Below are 15,450 nucleotides of genomic sequence, written 5' to 3' on the forward strand. Positions count from 1 at the left end.
CTGGTGATATACCAATGGTGCATATACCGTTTGGTATTGCGAATGTACAAAATAAACAGGCAGAGGCAGAGGCAGAGGCAGAGGCAGCGGACAGCTAATGCTGCGCGCTGCTTTGGGCATTAAAGTGCTCCCCACAGATAACAGAGCAAACTATGCTTGAAATTCGCTTTCTCTCACAGAACCAATTCAAAGTCGCCGAGGCTAGAGTAATCCTCAAAGATGCTGGAGTATCCGTTGTTCCAATATCTAGTAAAGTTGAGGAATTGCAGACCGAAGACTCCAAGCGTTTGGTCAAGGACAAGGCGATTAAGGCCTTCAAGCAAGTTGGTCGCCCGCTTTTTGTCGAGCATACGGGTCTATACATCAATTATATGAACGGCTTACCAGGTGGTTTGACTCAAATTTTCTGGGATAACCTCCAGGCGGAAAAATTTTGTGAAATCTTTGGAGTAGACTCAAAAAACACGCTGGAAGCCAAAACGGTTATTGGATTTATTGATGGCCAACAGTTTTTTTTCTTTGAAGGCTCGATTCGAGGGACTGTGGCTCCTAAACCGCGTGGTGATAGATCGTTTCAGTGGGATTGTGTGTTTGTTCCAGATGGCTATTCATCGACCTTCGCGGAAATGGGCGATCAGAAGCACGAAATCTCAATGAGAAGGCGGGCTTTGGACCAATTTTCTGAGTTTTTGAAAAAGCGAGGTATGGTTTAGATGCAGGAATTAGCGGCTGCTATCAGGTCAAAGAAAGCCGTTTTGTTTGCGGGTGCCGGTCTCTCAATGAATCTTGGTTTGCCTTCATTTGGAAGTCTGATCGACAAACTTGCTAGTGAGATGGGGTTCGATGCTGAAGTTTTCCATAGTTGTGGAGATTATCTGGCATTAGCTGAATTCTACTATCAGAAGAAGGGAAGCTTGGGGCCGCTAAGAAGTTGGATGGATACCACTTGGCACTCAAATGATGTCGATCTCGAAGGATCTGAAATACACAAGACCATTGTCGGGCTGGATTTTCCAACGATTTATACAACGAACTATGACCGCTGGATTGAGAAGTCATTCGAGCTGTGGGGTAAAAACTATTGCAAGGTTGCAAGCGTTGCGGATCTCGCTGCAGCACATGATTCCTTGCCACAGATAGTGAAATTCCATGGCGATTTCGACAATGACGAATCTATCGTGCTGACTGAATCTAGTTACTTTGACCGACTGGATTTTGAATCACCTTTGGACATCAAGCTACGCAGCGACGTACTCGGGAAAACAGTGTTATTTCTCGGATACAGTCTATCTGACATAAACATCCGGTACTTATTGCATAAGCTGCAAAAGCAGTGGTCACAATCAACAAATGGTAAAGGGCGTCCGAAATCTTACATTTTTCTCACAAGGCCAAATGTCGTCCAGGAAGAGTTGTTGAGGGCGAGGGGGGTCACTCCCATTGTTGCGGAATCGGACGATCCCAAAGAGGCAACTTCATCGTTTCTCCGGGAGTTGTTGCATGAGGCGTACGGAAAAACTGCCACGCTTTAACAACGCGCTGTTGTAGTACTAGGAACACTAGAGGATCCGGGGTCGGGATCCGAGGTCTTGCCCCGTGCTTCAGGTGGCAAAAGGCAAGACCTGGTCTCAATGTTGGCTTTCCTGTTTTGGCTGCGGGTCAGACCGTTATCGGTCCATAGAGACAGCGATTCGTTTAAGCACAGACAGTGTTGTTTCTAGTTCTTCCTTACTCATGTCCTTTGAGCATATGGTTGCCCAACCCGACTGCTTTTCATCCAGCTTTAAATATACCGTTTTCCCACGCTCCGACAGGCTTATCAGTTTTGCGCGCTTGTGGCCTGGATTGTCCTGGAAAACCAGAAGTTCATCCTGCTGCATGGCATCAACCAGTCGTTGTACGGCTTGTCGTGTCAGTCCCATGCTTCTGGCTATTTGCGGCACGGTTTGCGGTTCACCCGCGAGGGAAAGCGCCCCCAGAATCTTCCATCGGGCACTCGTAATGCCATACTCCGAGCCCATATCGTCACCTTCACTGACAAGCAGCCCGCCCAGCTTGAAGACTTCAAGTACGATTTCGGTGAACACCGGGCCTTTCTGTGGGTCGTTCATAGGCGTCCCTTCTGTAAATTGACAACATGTTGACAAGCTGAGTGGCTCTTTAGCACAATGACAACATGTTACCAATTTCCCTGCCGGAGGAAACCATGGCGTCTCTGCTTCATCGCCTTGCCGCAATTATTGCCTTCTTGTGCATTGCCACGTTCTTTTCGGCAACCATTCTCGTTGAGCTTTTCGGTAACGGAGAAGCCATCGCAACCCTGAAAAGCCTCATTGTCTGGCCAGGCTTGTTGATTCTTGTTCCTTCCATTGCATTCACTGGCGCGAGCGGGTTCGCTCTGGCTAAAGGCAGAGGCGGAAAGCTGGTACGACAAAAGCAGAAGAGAATGCCGTTTATTGGCGCCAATGGAATATTGGTGCTGATTCCCTGCGCGGTAGTGCTTGATCATTGGGCATCCCTGGGGGCTTTTGATACTGGTTTCTATGTGGTGCAAGGCGTCGAATTGATTGCCGGTGCCATCAATCTCATTTTGATGGGAATGAATATGAGAGATGGCCTTAGGTTGACTGGAAGATTGAGACGGTCCGCGTGAACAAAAGAAATTAGGTGCCCCCCAATTGGCATTTACAAATGCCCCACCTTCACATAAATCAACGCCCCGTCTTCTTTCGTAAACGGCGTATGCCGACTCAGGTGAGGGCTGCGCAGCCAGCTGCCTTTGGGGTAGCTGCCATGCTCGTCATAGAAGGTGCCGTCCAGGACAAAGATTTCTTCTCCGCCCCAATGCTGGTGTGGCTGGAACTGGGTATGGGGCGCCCATTTTACTAGCGCTACATGCTCGCTTTTGAAATCGTGCAGGGGCATCACCGTCAGCCCCTCCACGAGCCCCGGTCGCCAGGGCGTGTTCAGGGTGTCGATCACTGTTGGCTCGGTGTCGTCCTGATCAAACTGATGCAGCTTGACCAGAATCGTTGCGCCTTCCTTGCCGATGCGCGGGGTGTGAGAGGTGCCAATGGGGTTACGCACGTAGGTGCCTGCCGGGTAGTCCTGATGTTCATCCGAGAACACCCCCTCCAACACCAGAAACTCTTCGCCGCCATCATGGGTGTGGGAGGAGAACGCACTGTGCGGGGCATAGCGCACGATTGAGGTGGCCCGTGCTACTTCGTCGCCGATCCGATCCAGCATCATGCGCTCAACGCCGGGCATGGGTGACGCCACCCACTGGTAGTCCGTGGGCCGAATGACGACGCGTTGTTCGAAATCTGCATTGAGTAAGGTAGTCATGATGCGCTCTTTAAAAATGGCGGGTGCCCGTGTCTGCCAGTATAAAACCTGCCGTTTACCCTAGCGCAGTAAAGCGTGTTCTCTGTTTCAAATGCGTGAAAGGATGGGATAAGGGGCTCCTGTGAATTGGCGGTGCTTCCGAATTAAGTTTATGCGTGTGCCTGACTGAAAAATCTTGCGCCTCTGTTTACGCTACCAGTGTCATCGCGCGCAGAGGTACCTCCAGTCGGCAGAGGCATCCTGTGTTATTGTCGCTTTCCCATCCTACCGTGGCGCCAATTTCCTGAGCTCGGTGACGGATGTTGGCAAGGCCCATACCGCGTTGTTGCATTTCCTCTGATAGCCCCGGACCTTCATCACGGATTGTCAGGATGAGTATGCTGCTGTCGTTAGCATGATGAATTCTGCAATCAAGGTGCGCTGTGCCAGTGTCTGCATGCTTGATGATATTGGATGTTAGCTCGCGCAGGATGCGACTGAGGTGGTAGGCCTTGGTCGGGTCTGCAGGGGTGTCGGGTATATCGCCGAGGCCGTTGTAATGAAACTGAATGCCGGCGTGGCTCAGCCGGTTTTCGCTTTCAGTGATGGCGTTGGCGATTAATTCATTGAGTGGAATGATATCCTGTCTGCTCTGATTCACGGTTTCCCGAAGCGACGATAGCGCTTCCCTGGCAAGTGAAGATTTTTCATGTTCGGCTCGGGAATGGAGGATAGAGAGCAGTTTTGCACCCACGTCATCGTGCAGATCTCGGTAGACCTTCTGGCGCTCCTGTTGTGCATGGTTGTAGAGGGCAAGTGCATGGTTTTCTGCATAGCTCTTTTCCAGTGAAGCGGAGATTTCCGCCACGCGGGTTTCCAGCTGACTGTTAAGGGTTTCACTGTGATTCAGGGCGCGCACGAAAGTCCGAACCAGATGGGCGAATATCAGGATAAGGAGGACGGCAAAGCCGTATTGCATGAAGGTGCCCTCCGGTAATCTACCTGGCTGCTGTGCTGCTGCCTGAAAGGCATAGATGTCATGTAGCACTAGCAGGGAGATCACTAGGAAGCCGGGAATCAGTAGAAGTAACTCCTTGCTGCGTTTGCGGATTGCGAGATGGGTTCCGATGACGAGAAGGTAGATCACCAGAGCCAGGTGCATGCCATGAACAAAGGTGATCACCAGGGTGTGCAAGCGCATGGGCATGATGAACAAGACAATACCGGAAAGAATCAAGGCAGCGATGGCGAGAATTTTCAAGCGCGGCCTGTCTAGTTGCATCAGCCGGTAAAGAAACATAAACAGGAAGAAGCCGGACAGGTCCACACAGTAGAAGACGAAGCGTAACCAGGTCCCATGATTTATTGGGGCAAAAGGAACCGCCATATAGAACATTACTGCTGACCAGCTAAAGCAGAGCAGAGAAAAGTAAAGGTAAAGCCGATCACTTCGGCGAAGCAACCAGATGAACAGGGTGAGGCTGCCCATCACAATGCAGGTGACCATGCTCCACTCTGCGATACGAATTTTCTGGAATACAGATTGTTGGTAATGACTTTGCAATACGGTCTGATCGCCGATGATCAGTGGAGACAGAACGGCGTTGGGTTCACCGCTACGAATACGAATGATGAGCTGATTGCCGGAGTCCAGCCAGTAGGCAGCAGGAAGTCGGGTATAGAAAGGATGGTTCCAGCCGGTTGATTCCCTGCCATCCAGACGCTGCGTGCCGGCGACCATGTGTCCGTTCAGAAAGATACTTATATCAAAGACATGGTTACTGACAAGCAAGCTATCACGCTGAGCATCGGGCAAGGAATCCAGATTAAAGCGAAACCAGAATGTGCCATGAATCTGGGAATAAGAGCCCGCAAATGGCAGTGTGGTGTCTTTCCAGTCTCCGTCAGGGAGTTGGCTTGTGGGTTTTTCCGAATAGAGATACTGACCCTGGGTAATGCGGGTGAAGGCAGTATCTGCAGAAAGTAAGCCGGAATACAGCAGTGAAGAGAGGAGGAACCATAGACAGATTGTACGCATTGGGGTGTTTGTTTGTTGTCAGTAGACTGACAATTTACCATGTTTATTCGTAGTGAAGGGAGAATTATTGCGAGCCAGTAGATGGCTACATCTATAGAAATAAGTAAAAAATAAAGAGAACCCAGCAATGGGCATTTAAAATGCCCCTCCTTCACATAAATCAACATCCGTCCTCTTTCGTAAACGGCGCATGCCGAATCAAGCTAGGGCTGTGCAGCCAGTTGCCTTGTGAAGGGTTTGTTAATGTGTCGCACAGTGCAGGCCAAGGAAGGCATGCTTCGGCCCGTATGGGCCCTGCCAGGGAACTTTGCGGCTTGTTGCTTGCCTGAAAAAATATGGCAAACTTGGTGGCCGTGCCGTTGGATGACGGTCGTTACAGTTTCCTTGTTTTCAACCCCTTAAGAGGAAAGAAATTATGCGTATCGTTCTCGTTTCATCATTGCTTGCCCTGAGTGCCGCTGCCGTTGCGGGTCCTGAGTGCCAGGAGAAAGATCGTACAAAATGGATGGATAAGGATGCTTTCGAGAAGAAACTGGTTGACGATGGCTACAAGGTCAAGGTGTTCAAGATCACTGATGGCGATTGTTACGAACTGTATGGCTGGAATGAGGAAGGCAAGAAAGTCGAGATTTACTATGATCCGGTCACCGGCGATACACTGAAGACCGAGATTGAGGACTGATTCAAATGGCTACTGTTCAGGTTTGGGATCCGCTGATCCGGATTTTTCACTGGACGGTTGCTGTTGTCTTTGTCGCCAACTATTTTTTCAATGAAAAAGGTGGCGATCTCCACGTGACTTTGGGTTATACCGCAGCGGGTATGTTGGCGTTGCGGTTTGTCTGGGGGTTTGTGAGCCGTGGTGCCGCACGCTGGTCTGATTTTTTCCCTACACCGTCACTGCTGGTTTCACACTGGCGCAGTCTTCTGCGGGGTGAGGGTTATCGTCGGCTAGGCCATACGCCACTTGGTGCCGTGGTGATGATCCTGATGATGTCGTGTCTGGCAGGACTCGTCACTACCGGATATATGATGGAAGAAACCGACATTTTCTGGGGGGTGGAATGGGTGAAAGACCTGCACTGGGGCTTCGCTACGACATTGCTGGGTTTGGTTGTTCTTCACATCCTGGGGGCGTTGTATGAAAGCTATCGCCTCAAGGAAAACCTCCCCTTGTCCATGATTACCGGGCGCCGTCGCCGCTAGTAGGCATTAGCCGGATTTTACGTGGCGACTAGGTCAATGCGTTCCCGCTGCTTGGGTCGTCCAGAGTAGAATGCCAAACGATAAACACTAATTGACAGTACCCACACACTGGCAGTAGAGCGCAAATGATTAACAGCAAAATATAATTTTTATCGCAATGCTGATACTGCCAAAGGTTTGAACAGCAGACCCATTACCGCTACGCCACCTTCCACGCTGATGCCTCAATGAAGGCGGCCCCATTTGGCTCCATACGACCTGTTTCCCCGTGCCTGTTGCGCGACACTATGAGCATGCCAATCAAGTCAGCCTGCCATAAGGAAAAGCCATGAAAGCGGTTGTTTGCCACCACGGTGACTTTGCGGTCCAGGATGTGCCCGAGCCGGAACCGGGAAAGGGACAGATACTTTTGAATGTGTTGCGTTGCGGCATCTGCGGGTCGGATCTGCATGCCCGTCATCACGCGGATGAACTGGCGGAGGCCACCGAGCGGGTCGGTTACCCGCACATCATGCGCAGCCATGAGCATGTGGTGTTGGGGCACGAGTTTGTGGGCGAGATCGCGGACTACGGCCCGAAGACCCATCGCCGCTGGAAGTCGGGCAAGCGCGTTGTGGCCATGCCCATGCGGCGCAATAACGGAATGGCGCATCTGACTGGCCTGTCCACCCAGGCCCCCGGCGCCTATGCCGAACGGGTGCTGGTGGAGGAATCCCTGGCCTTTCCTGTCACCAACGGTATTTCCGATGACCATGCGGCGCTGACCGAGCCCATGGCGGTGTCCCTGCATGCGGTGAACCGCTCCGGGATAGGCCGTCGTGACACGGCCATCGTGATTGGGTGCGGGCCCATTGGTCTCGGGGTGATTGCCATGCTCAAGGCCAGGGGGGTGCGTCATATCGTCGCCAGTGATCTTTCCCCCACGCGCCGCAAGCTGGCCAGGGCCATGGGCGCCCATGTGGTGGTGGACCCGTCCCAGGGCAGCCCCTATGAGGGTATGGAAAAGCGCGGCTTTATTGTGAATGCGCCGCAGCTGTTCGATATGGCCCTGGATGGCATGGCCATGCTGCGCATGACGCCGTTGCCCTGGGAGCCCCTGTGGCGGGCGGCGGAAGTGGCCGGCGTGACTAACCCGAAGCGGCCGGTGATTTTCGAGTGCGTGGGCATTCCGGGGATGATCGAAAGTATCGTCGCGGATGCGCCGTTACGCTCCTGCATCGTGGTGGTGGGCGTCTGCATGAAACAGGACCACTTCTTCCCGGTGAATGCCATCAACAAGGAAATCGATCTGCGTTTTACCCTGGGCTACATGCCCATCGAATTTCGCGATGCGTTGCACATGATTGCCGAAGGCAAGGTGAATGTGGGGCCAATGATTACCGGTACGGTGGGGTTGTTCGGCGTGGATGACGCCTTTACCGCGTTGGGTAATCCGGAGCAGCATGCCAAGATCCTGATTGATCCGGGCAAAGCCTGAGGAGAGAGTGAGTCGCCACGCTGCTGAAATGAATGCGCGGATGGAGCGGGTTCGACCTGCCCACGGCCATGGATAAGACAATCCCGCGTCGACTCTCTTTTTCAGGGCGTTGAAGCGGGATGGTTTATTTACAGGCAGTGACCGTTGCTGGCGTATCACCAGAAATAAAATATTCCGCCTATGGCGATCGAAGTGAGTGATCGATCATCAATGATGGGGCTGTCGGAAATTCCCTCGCCAAGATAATCCTCTTTTACCACAGCAAGAAAATGCCAGTGTTTTCCCGGTGTCCAGATAGCGGTCAAGGCGGCCTGATAGTTCAGTGAGCTATGTTCGCCATAGACGGGCCGGCCGGGAGCGGTTTCATCGTCGTCAACCCCGTAAAAATGCTCCACCAATTGACCGTCTTGCCAAACCAGTCCCAGTGAGGGCGCGATGGTGACATCTCCCCAGTTGATCCCGCGGCTGACAGTGACACTCGCTTCCAGGCCATCGCTCTCATTGCCGATATCTTTCAGCACGTTGGCAGAGAGTTGATACATGGCATGCTGATAGTCATAAGACAACCCGGCGAAGACGGTGCGCTGTGTCGTATCGATGCCGTTAAGTTCGCCATTGTCCGCAAAGCCTGCGGTGACTTCATAGAAGCGTGGCGTGACGAGCAGCCCCAGTACGCTATTGTCTTTTTTGAAGAGATCCAGGCCTGCATCAAGCCCTTCCACGCTGAAGCGTTTATAACGAAGGGAGAAATAGGGGAGCCCTTCGTGTTGTTCATCGACACCGACAAAAGGCCGTTCGGTGATTGACGTTGTGGCGCCGATGCCAAAGTGGCTGGTGTCATCCAGTGGAGCCCGGGAAAGCGGCGTGTTGATGGTGGTCGGGGCTGCTGCGGCCAACGAAGCGGAAAGACACAGCAGGCTGGCGGCGATGTTACGAATACATGCCGAAGGATATGTGTTGGCAAACATGGAGGCTCCGTGGACGTTAATTGATGGTGGTTGTTGACGGCAGTAGGCCGCCGACGGCTTGCACGGGCCGAGGGTCGCTGCTCTGGCTGATCCAGGCCACCAATCCGATGCGTTGTTGGCCATGGTCGGGTGGCGACGGCAGTGTGACTTTCATCATGGAAGATGACATGGGGTGGTGATGCCACTGCAAAACAACGAAGTCGTGTTGCAAGGTTTTGCCCCGATTCTCTCCGCGTTGTATCGAGGATATCAGGCCGAGGCCGATCCACGCCGTATTCAAGCGTGCGTCATCGGGAAGGGTGCCGTTGAATGTGGCCTGCAAGGTCGGGTGCTGGTAGGTAACAGATAGAGAGCCCACCTTTTTCTGTGACAGGGAATCCTGCCAGTTTCGATGGCGCTGGAAAAATCCGCGCCACTCATTGCCGTTGATAAAAAAGCCGGGTGTGTAGACGCGACTGACATCTTGAAGCTGAGCGTAGCGACGTTGTCGCTCACTGAAGGCCGGGCTGGCATAAGGATCAGCCCAGCCGATGTAATCCCAGTAATCCACGTGAAACGCCAGCGGGATAAACGTGGAAAAAAGGCCATCCTTTTTTCCCAGGGATCGGACAAACCGGTCGGCCGGCGGACAGCTGCTGCAGCCCTCGGAGGTATAAAGCTCAATCAGTGAGACTTGTTGTTCGCCACTGCTGAATGTCAGGGGCATGCTGCCGGCGTTTAGCATGGCAGGCACGAGAAAAAGAAACAGGCTAAGCGGCGCTCGCATAAGAGATGTCCTATGTCATCCGTTAGCCCTTTGATGTCAGTCAGCAGCGTTCGTTACAGGCGGGGTTGGACTAAAGCCCCGAGCGATTCTGGCTGGGGGAAATTTCACAGAAAGAGGGGGGGTGTTCGTGAGCCATTTGCAGCATTTATGTAGGCGCGGGATGAGCGCCCCGGCGGCGGGGCGCTCAGGTTTTTTTATTCCTGGCGGATCCGGCTCTTCCCCCGAATCATATCCACTGCTTTCTCCGCAATCATCATTGCCGGCGCATTGGTGTTGCCGCCGATCAAGGTGGGCATGATGGAAGCATCGATGACGCGCAGGCCTTCAATGCCATGAACGCGCAATTGCGGGTCGACCACCGCCTGCTCATCGGTGCCCATCTTGCAGGAGCCCACCGGGTGGTAGACGGTGTCGGAACGCTGTCGGATGACTTCGCGGATGTCGTCGTCGCTTTTCACGTTCTCAGTGAACATGTCTTTCTTCATCCAGCGCTTGAGTGATGGGGCTTCCATGATTTTCTGCGTGATTTTGTAGCCTTGCACCATGTCTTCCAGGTCCTGAGGATCGTTTAGGAAGGCCGGGTCGATAAGAGGAAGATCGTCCGGGTTGGCGCTGGCCAGTTGCACGCTGCCGCGGCTGCGCGGCCGTAGCAGACAGACATGACAGGAGTAGCCTTGGGTGAAGTGCATCTTGCGGCCGTGATCATCCACCAGGGCGGTGACCATGTGCAGTTGAATATCCGGGGCCGACAGATCCGGCCGGGTTTTCAGGAAGGCGCCGGCTTCGGCGAAGTTGGAGGTCCACAGCCCGCGCCGTTCCTTGCGATAGGTGCCCATGGCCATTAGCGCCCGCCACATGCCCGCCGGTGACAGACCAAAAGTGGCCGGGCTGTCGGTGGTGTAGCCGAAAATAAAATCCGGATGATCCTGCAGGTTCTTGCCCACGCCGGGAAGATGATGCACCACGGGGATGTTGTGCTTTTTCAGTTCCTCGCTATCGCCCACCCCGGATAGCATCAGCAGTTGCGGGGACTGAAAGGCCCCGGCGGACAGCAGCACTTCCTTGCGGGCCGAGGCGGTGCGCAGCTGCTTGCCTTGCTTGAATTCCACACCCACAGCACGTTTGCCGTCGAAGACAATGCGCTGAACCTGGGCGTTGGTTTCCACGGTCAGGTTGCTGCGATCCATATGCGGGAACAGGTAAGCCCGGGCACTGCTCCAGCGTTCGCCGTCTTTTTGGGTGACCTGATAGACCCCGGCGCCTTCCTGCTCGGCGCCGTTGAAGTCATCGGTAATGGGGATATCGCATTCCCGGGCAGCGTCCAGAAAGTAGTCCTGGAACGGGTTGCCGGTACGGCTGTCGCTGACCCAGAGCGGACCGTCGTTGCCGTGGTAGTCGTTATCGATACGTTCGTTGTGTTCATTGAGGCGGAAATAGGGCAGCACATCCTTGTAGGACCAGCCGTCATTGCCCAGGGCCGCCCAGTGATCGTAGTCCTCGCGATGGCCACGAATATAGACCATGGCATTGATGGCGGAGGAGCCGCCCAGGCATTTGCCCCGGGGCTGGAAGCCCTGGCGACCATTGAGGCCTTTTTGCGGAACCGTTTCCAGCACCCAGTTGTTGATGGGCCTGGAGAGCATGGCTACCGCACCGGAGGGCACATTGACCAGCAGACCGTCCCCCTTGCCACCGGCTTCCAGCAGACAGACGCGGGTGTCCGGGTCTTCACTGAGCCGTCCGGCCAGGGCGCAGCCGGCGGAGCCACCACCGATGATGAGGTAATCGAACTCGTTGTCCATGCGGGCTTCCTTTTATTGTCTGTTATTCGCGGTGGTTGCCGTTCGAGGGTCGCGGCGGTGTTGCTCAGCGGTTTGCGTCAGCGGTATCAGCATGGATCCCTGCGCTCGACAGACAGATTAGCACCGGGGTTTTCCGTCAGTAAGTATTGTTTGTGTGACGGCTGTAGCAGGTCACGATGGCGGATAGCCGCTGTTATCAGCGGGTAAATTCCAGGCGTGTTTCGCCCAGGACTTCACAGGCCTGAAGGATTCTGCCTTCCAGTTCGATATGGTCGCCGGGCTTCAGATCAATCTGGATGTCCCCCACGGTTTTGCTGTCACCATGAATGTTCAGGGTTCCACTCTGGCTGTCAGTAAGCGTTACCCCGTTCACGCGGCGTTTGGCTCGGAGCAGGTAAGTCAGGGGTGTGTAGTTACCCCGGCAGCTGACAGTCAGATTGAAGGTGTGGGTGGTCTCGATGGCGCTGTGCAGGATGTCCAGCCTGCAGTCCTGCTCGTCGGCGACAGCGGGCAAGGCGGCAAGTGAGAGCAGGGCGAGTGGCAGGAACGGAAGGTGCATGGCAGTAAACGGTATCCGGGGAAAATAGAGGGTACCCCGAAAACGCGTTGCCAGGTAAGCGGCTGCCGGACAAGGGAGCGTCGCAAGAGCCCGCGGAATGGCGCTTTCAGATGCAAGTTTTGTCATCGTGCCAAGTGTTCCTGCGTATGTTTAGATGAGAGCTATTCTTTTCCCGGGCACGGGCTGTGTGTGTATGCCTCGGGCGTGATGATCAACGGAGATAACAATGAAAAAACTGTCTGCAGCGCTACGTCTGGTAACCGATAACACCCGGGCAACGCCCATGTTGGTACCGACGCGCAGGAGCCTGCGATTCAATCTGGACCCCAGGCGGATTTCCGACTGGCACACTGCCGGTGGGCCGGTGCTGACGGCCTTCCTGAATACCTTTTCCACCGTTCTGCCGGTGGGCGAGCGCTTTTTTATCGACAGTGTGCGGGCCTACCGGGACCAGATTACCGATCCTGAGCTCAAGAAGGCGGTGACCGCCTTCATCGGCCAGGAAGCCATGCACGGGCGCGAGCATGAAGAATATAACGATGCCCTCTTTGCCGTGTCGTCAGTGGCGCCGAAGTTCGAGCGCCTGGTGGAAGGTGTCCTGAAGAGGTTCAACAAATACAGTGCGCCGGTGTCCCTGAGTGGCACCATCGCCCTGGAACACTTTACCGGCCTGCTGGCGGATAGCGTGTTGAGTGATCCTCGGGTGGTGGATGGTGCTGATCCCGCCTATGCCGCCTTGTGGCGCTGGCACGCCCTGGAAGAAACCGAGCACAAGGCCGTGGCGTTTGATGTCTGGACGGCGGTTATGGGCAAAGGGGTTGGTGCCTACGGGCTGCGCTGTTTCGGGTTGGGCCTGGCCACGGTGGTGTTCTGGGGGCTGGTGATTCCGGTCTTCCTGGAAGTGCTGCGTGAGCAGGGCAAGCTGACGGACTGGAAGGGCTGGCAGAAGTTTTTCCACTACACCTTCGGTGATATCGGCATGCTGCGTAAGCAGATTGGTAACTACCTGGATTACTTCCGCCCGGGGTTCCATCCCTGGGATCACGACAACCGTGAGTTGCTGCTGCAGATCGACAGCTTTTTGGCGGAGCAGGAAGCGGCCGCCTCCGCCTGACGTTTCCCGCCGTTGCATCATCGGCTGGCATCACGGAGTAACCCTGATGTCAGCCTCTTCCCCTTCTCTCTCTCTCCCTGCCCATTAACGATGCCTCCTGCCGGTTGCATCGCGAAATATTCTGCGTTTCAGTGGTTGCTGAGAGCCCATGGCAAATGAGGCTTGCGTGTTGGTGCGTTGATGGTCGCCCGGGTCACCTGTTGCCGGGCGACAGGAGGGCAAATGGCGCGCGTGAGCACAGCCCTGGTGATTGTGGCAGCCCTGTGCTGGGGGCTGTCCGGCGGCCTCGGTGGTGTGCTCATGGCCGAAGGCTGGGGCGCCTTGCTGGTGTCTTTCTACCGGGGCGCCATCGGACTGCTGTTTGTGCTGGTCTGGCTGGCTCTGCAGCCCGCCGGCCATGGCCTGAGGAGCCGCCGATTATGGCTCTGGTCCACCATTGCCGGCCTGGGGGTGGCGGGTAATTTCGCGTTCTATTTTCTCAGTATTTCCCGGGGCAGTGTGGCCGTGGCCGCGACCTTGATGTATTGCGCCCCGGTGTTTGTGTATCTGGTGTCGTTTGTTTTTCGCCTGGAGCAGCCTTCACGGTTGAAGCTGGCTGCCATGGCCGTGGTGATGCTGGGTATCGTGCTGTTGACCCGGGTCTACGACATGGGCGGAGAGGGGCTGACCATGATGGGTGTGGTTGCCGGTTTACTGGCCGGGCTCAGCTATGCAGTCTTCATTTTCGGATTCAAGTATGCCGCGCCCCATGGCAGTCCCCAGGCGATTCTCTCCATTGCTTTTGCGGTGTTGGTGATGCTGCTGATGGCGCCGGCCAATGCCGGGCAGATTGTGGCAGCGATCCGTTCTCCCGATTGGCCGCTGTTTGCCGGGCTCGGTGTGCTGGGGGCCGGATTGTCGTTTGTCATTTATGTGATCGGCCTCCGGGATGTGCCGCCGGCGGTGGCGTCCATCGTGGCCATGGTGGAGCCGGTGACCGCGTCGTTGTTCGGCGTGGTGATCTTGCAGGAAAGCCTGGCCGCGCCACAGGGGGCCGGTATGGCACTGATTCTGGTGGCGGTGACGGCCTTGAGCTTTTATTCGCGCTCGGGCCGTCTGCCGTCCCGCTGGGGTGTCCACGGATCAGGCCGGGCCTGTCAGTGAATTCCTAGGCCCGGTGCTGGCTGTCTCTGGCACGAAACGGTGCCACCTTGCTGTCGTTGTGACTCTCTGCGGTGTCCATTACGCGGTTTTCGCCGCGCGCCTTGCGCGACACATAATCCGCCGGCGGTGTTTCAAACAGGCTCTGGTAGCTCAGGTTGACGATGGACTCGGAGGTTTTCGGTAACAGGTAATACATGGCCAGGGCGCCCTTGCCGAAGATGCCCAGTTTGCGTTTGTTCTGGGTGATGACCACATCCAGCAGCCAGTTCACCGCCGTGTCCGGTGACATGACCGGCAGGTAATCATAGATTTTGGTGGGCGCAATCATGGGCGTGCGCACCAGCGGATAGTTGATGGAAGAAAACCGCAGGTTGGTATGGGCATATTCATTGGCGGCCACCCAGGTCCAGCCTTCCAGTGCCCACTTGGAACCCAGATAGGCGGAAAAGCGGGCCGGGTTGGCCTGCACGCCCACGGTGGACACATTGATGATATGGCCCTCATCACGGGCTTCCATGACGGGCAGCAGGTTCATGGCCAGACGCAAGGCGGCAAAATAATTGAGCTGCATGGTGCGCTCGTAATCGTGGAAACGGTTCACGGTAAATTTGATCGAGCGACGGATGGAACGGCCCGCGTTATTGATCAGGATATCCACATGACCGTGGTCGGCCAGGGCCTGCTGGCAGATGCGGTCGCACTCATCCAGGTCGGTGAGATCGCCCGGGTAGATAAACGCCCGGCCGCCCCGTTTGCGGATCCCGGTGGCAATGGCCTCCAGCTTGTCCGCATTTCGGGCCACCAGTAACAGGGTGGCGCCGGCATCAGCCAGTTTGTCGGCCACGCCTTCGCCAATGCCGGAACTGGCGCCGGTGAGCAGAACCACTTTCCCCTGCACCCGGTCGCGAAGGGCCTGTCCGGGTGTCAGCAGGCTCTTGGCGTTCCAGGCCCAGTGGTGGCGGAGACGGCTGAAGTAGGGGCCGATTTTGGGGCGTCTGAACTGGATATCGTTGGCCATGGGGGACTCGCGGTTTGTGGTGACGGTCATCG

Annotated in this window: 16 protein-coding genes; 8 read left to right on the top strand and 8 right to left on the bottom strand. The window is 55.4% G+C overall.

Annotated elements, in window-relative coordinates:
- Positions 1-152: 152 nt before the first annotated feature.
- Both A0251_RS03700 and A0251_RS03705 read left to right on the top strand, forming a co-directional pair.
- A complete protein-coding gene (locus A0251_RS03700) occupies positions 153-713 on the top strand; it encodes a non-canonical purine NTP pyrophosphatase (RefSeq protein ID WP_062815509.1) in 561 nt (186 codons plus the stop codon).
- Positions 714-1,532 (top strand): SIR2 family protein, encoded by an 819-nt coding sequence (locus A0251_RS03705; protein WP_062815510.1) that lies wholly within the window; start codon positions 714-716, stop codon positions 1,530-1,532.
- Positions 1,533-1,667: 135 nt separating this feature from the next.
- On the opposite strand, the gene A0251_RS03710 is transcribed toward A0251_RS03705, so the two are convergent.
- Positions 1,668-2,111 carry a MarR family winged helix-turn-helix transcriptional regulator gene (locus A0251_RS03710; RefSeq protein WP_062815511.1) on the bottom strand — a complete coding sequence of 148 codons (444 nt, stop codon included), beginning with the start codon at positions 2,109-2,111 and terminating at the stop codon, positions 1,668-1,670.
- Positions 2,112-2,206: 95 nt separating this feature from the next.
- On the opposite strand from A0251_RS03710, the gene A0251_RS03715 reads away from it, so the two are divergent.
- Positions 2,207-2,653: a hypothetical protein gene (locus tag A0251_RS03715; protein WP_062815512.1), complete on the top strand. Its 447-nt coding sequence runs from the start codon at positions 2,207-2,209 to the stop codon at positions 2,651-2,653.
- Positions 2,654-2,685: 32 nt separating this feature from the next.
- Here the strand turns inward: A0251_RS03715 and A0251_RS03720 are convergent, their stop codons facing one another.
- Both A0251_RS03720 and A0251_RS03725 read right to left on the bottom strand, forming a co-directional pair.
- On the bottom strand, positions 2,686-3,348 hold the full coding sequence (locus A0251_RS03720; RefSeq protein ID WP_062815513.1) for a cupin domain-containing protein: 663 nt from the start codon (positions 3,346-3,348) through the stop codon (positions 2,686-2,688).
- 187 nt (positions 3,349-3,535) lie between these two features.
- Positions 3,536-5,365, bottom strand: a complete 1,830-nt coding sequence (locus A0251_RS03725; RefSeq protein ID WP_082810748.1) for an ATP-binding protein — start codon at positions 5,363-5,365, stop codon at positions 3,536-3,538.
- A gap of 415 nt (positions 5,366-5,780) precedes the next feature.
- Between A0251_RS03725 and A0251_RS03735 the strand changes: the two genes are divergently transcribed.
- The 3 genes from A0251_RS03735 (at position 5,781) to A0251_RS03745 (ending at position 8,048) form a co-directional block, all read left to right on the top strand.
- On the top strand, positions 5,781-6,047 hold the full coding sequence (locus tag A0251_RS03735; protein ID WP_062815516.1) for a PepSY domain-containing protein: 267 nt from the start codon (positions 5,781-5,783) through the stop codon (positions 6,045-6,047).
- Positions 6,048-6,052: 5 nt separating this feature from the next.
- Positions 6,053-6,571: a cytochrome b/b6 domain-containing protein gene (locus A0251_RS03740; RefSeq protein WP_062815517.1), complete on the top strand. Its 519-nt coding sequence runs from the start codon at positions 6,053-6,055 to the stop codon at positions 6,569-6,571.
- Between the two features lie 328 nt (positions 6,572-6,899).
- A complete protein-coding gene (locus A0251_RS03745) occupies positions 6,900-8,048 on the top strand; it encodes a zinc-binding dehydrogenase (RefSeq protein WP_062815518.1) in 1,149 nt (382 codons plus the stop codon).
- A 155-nt stretch (positions 8,049-8,203) separates the two neighbouring features.
- On the opposite strand, the gene A0251_RS03750 is transcribed toward A0251_RS03745, so the two are convergent.
- The 4 genes from A0251_RS03750 to A0251_RS03765 form a co-directional block, all read right to left on the bottom strand.
- On the bottom strand, positions 8,204-9,016 hold the full coding sequence (locus tag A0251_RS03750; protein ID WP_062815519.1) for a MipA/OmpV family protein: 813 nt from the start codon (positions 9,014-9,016) through the stop codon (positions 8,204-8,206).
- Between the two features lie 16 nt (positions 9,017-9,032).
- The gene (locus A0251_RS03755; protein ID WP_062815520.1) at positions 9,033-9,782 is read right to left on the bottom strand and encodes a DUF1223 domain-containing protein; all 750 of its coding nucleotides are present in this window, start codon (positions 9,780-9,782) and stop codon (positions 9,033-9,035) included.
- 194 nt (positions 9,783-9,976) lie between these two features.
- A complete protein-coding gene (locus A0251_RS03760; protein WP_062815521.1) occupies positions 9,977-11,584 on the bottom strand; it encodes a GMC family oxidoreductase in 1,608 nt (535 codons plus the stop codon).
- Positions 11,585-11,780: 196 nt separating this feature from the next.
- The gene (locus A0251_RS03765) at positions 11,781-12,143 is read right to left on the bottom strand and encodes a hypothetical protein (protein ID WP_062815522.1); all 363 of its coding nucleotides are present in this window, start codon (positions 12,141-12,143) and stop codon (positions 11,781-11,783) included.
- A 226-nt stretch (positions 12,144-12,369) separates the two neighbouring features.
- On the opposite strand from A0251_RS03765, the gene A0251_RS03770 reads away from it, so the two are divergent.
- Positions 12,370-13,257 (top strand): metal-dependent hydrolase, encoded by an 888-nt coding sequence (locus A0251_RS03770; protein ID WP_062815523.1) that lies wholly within the window; start codon positions 12,370-12,372, stop codon positions 13,255-13,257.
- Positions 13,258-13,479: 222 nt separating this feature from the next.
- Positions 13,480-14,400 (top strand): DMT family transporter, encoded by a 921-nt coding sequence (locus A0251_RS03775; protein ID WP_062815524.1) that lies wholly within the window; start codon positions 13,480-13,482, stop codon positions 14,398-14,400.
- Positions 14,401-14,404: 4 nt separating this feature from the next.
- On the opposite strand, the gene A0251_RS03780 is transcribed toward A0251_RS03775, so the two are convergent.
- Entirely contained in the window at positions 14,405-15,448 is a 1,044-nt protein-coding gene (locus tag A0251_RS03780) for an SDR family NAD(P)-dependent oxidoreductase (protein WP_231874148.1), read from the bottom strand.
- Between the last annotated feature and the right edge of the window lie 2 nt (positions 15,449-15,450).

Source organism: Alcanivorax sp. NBRC 102024 (assembly GCF_001602235.1).
Lineage (GTDB): Bacteria > Pseudomonadota > Gammaproteobacteria > Pseudomonadales > Alcanivoracaceae > Alcanivorax.